The sequence below is a fragment of the Microbacterium sp. LB12 genome, assembly GCF_037150835.1.
GTDB lineage: Bacteria > Actinomycetota > Actinomycetes > Actinomycetales > Microbacteriaceae > Microbacterium.
Window position 1 is genome coordinate 1 of the sequence record NZ_JBBCPF010000032.1, and the last position, 1,631, is coordinate 1,631.

1 protein-coding gene is annotated in these 1,631 nt (G+C 67.8%); it reads right to left on the reverse strand.

The features are described 5' to 3' along the window. Positions 1 to 143 precede the first annotated feature (143 nt). Positions 144 to 1,511 (reverse strand): IS1380 family transposase, encoded by a 1,368-nt coding sequence (locus WFM69_RS19235; RefSeq protein ID WP_442927781.1) that lies wholly within the window; start codon positions 1,509 to 1,511, stop codon positions 144 to 146. Positions 1,512 to 1,631: the final 120 nt, after the last annotated feature.

Sequence of the window (1,631 nt, forward strand, 5' to 3'; positions counted from 1 at the left end):
CCCTGATCCACCGTCGCGATTCGGTTGAGCCGCGTTTCGCTTTTCGTTGAGTTGTTTCGGCGGGCGGGCGTGCGTGTTCTGCCAGCCGGGGCTCTGGCTTATCCACGTCGATCTCCGGTTCGTGCCCGTCGGGGCGATGCTGGTCAGGCGGCGGCGGCCGGGTGGGGCGGGCTGGTCGCGGTGTCCCAGAGCCTGGTCCAGGCGGTCGCCCACGGCCACGCGGCGGGCAGGTGTATCACGAGACGGCGGCCTGTGTGGGCGAGCCTCGCGGGCGTGTGCACGATCGTGCGCAGCAGTGTTGCCATGCGAGCTCGTCTCATGCCCGCGGCGGTCGCGGCGGCGCGGGAGAGGTTGTGCGCGATGACCGCGAACTGCAACCATGCTGCGTTCGCGGTGAACCGCCCGGAGGGCAGGTGGCCGAGGGGCCCTGCTTTGAGTTCTGCGATGACTTGCTCCACGATCGCGTGACCACGGTGGAACCGGTCCGCGTCGACCTTGGTGAGATCGCTGTTGGTGATGAACGCGTGATACCGGTAGGTGTCGAACAAGGTGTCCTGCCCGTGCTGCGCGTTGCTGTTCAGCCGCTTCACCCGCCTGACGATCAGTCGGGCGTGTACGTGCTCGGCCTTGGGGTGGGACACGAACGCGGTGAACGGTGCCTCCGCGACCTCGGCGTCGCTGATCCACTCGCCCGTGTCCTCGTCGCGGACCGCGTTCGGATACTCGATCCTCGTCCACGCGGCCTCATCGATCCCCGCGATCGCCCGCTGCACCGTCGGCCACTGCGGGATCGTGAACGAGTACCACGCCCCGTGCTTGATCGCCGTGGTCACGTTCTCGTGCGTGCAGAACGCGGAGTCCGCGCGAGTCAGCGCCCGCCGGTCAGGGGCGACCTGCCGGACCGTGCCCAGTGCGCGGGCGAGGTGATGGGCGGCGCCTGCGCCGGAGCGGACATTCCCGCGTCGCAGCGATGCTTCCGCGATGACCGGCGCCGCGTCTTGCCCGGTGACCGTCACGATCAGGGCGTTCAGCCCGCGCACTCCGGAGTAGCCGAACGCGGCAGCCTGCTTCCGGTAGCCGTGGACTTCCCGGATCGTGTCGTCCATGTCCACCATGACCAGCCCGCCCGCCGTCCCAGCCAGGGTCGGGAGGTCCCCGATCAGGCGACGCAGCAGCACCCGGTTCACCTTCCCGAGCTGGAGGACATGCCCGTGCGTGAACTGGCGCAGGAACGTTCCGACCGTCGAGGGAGCCCGCACTGCCCCGACCACACGCGAGGTGCCACCCGAGCGCAGTAGGTCCAGGTCATCGATGCTGTCTGCACCGGCGAGCATCCCACCGATCACCGTCCGCGCCTTGACCGGCACGCTCGCGGCCGGCAACGTCACAGCCTCCGCGATCAGTTCCGACAGGCCCGCCCGCTCCGCCAGCTCCAGCACCGGGACAAGACCCGCATGCGACACGAGGTTGTGGTCATCGAAGACCGGCGCAATACCGTGAGATGCTTTCACTTACGAGGTGTCCTTCCGGACTGGTAAACGTTGCTCTAGACAATCAACATTTTCCCAGACCAGAAGGACATTTCACTTCACGGCACGCCCACGAACCGCACCCGACATGGTGGATCGGGG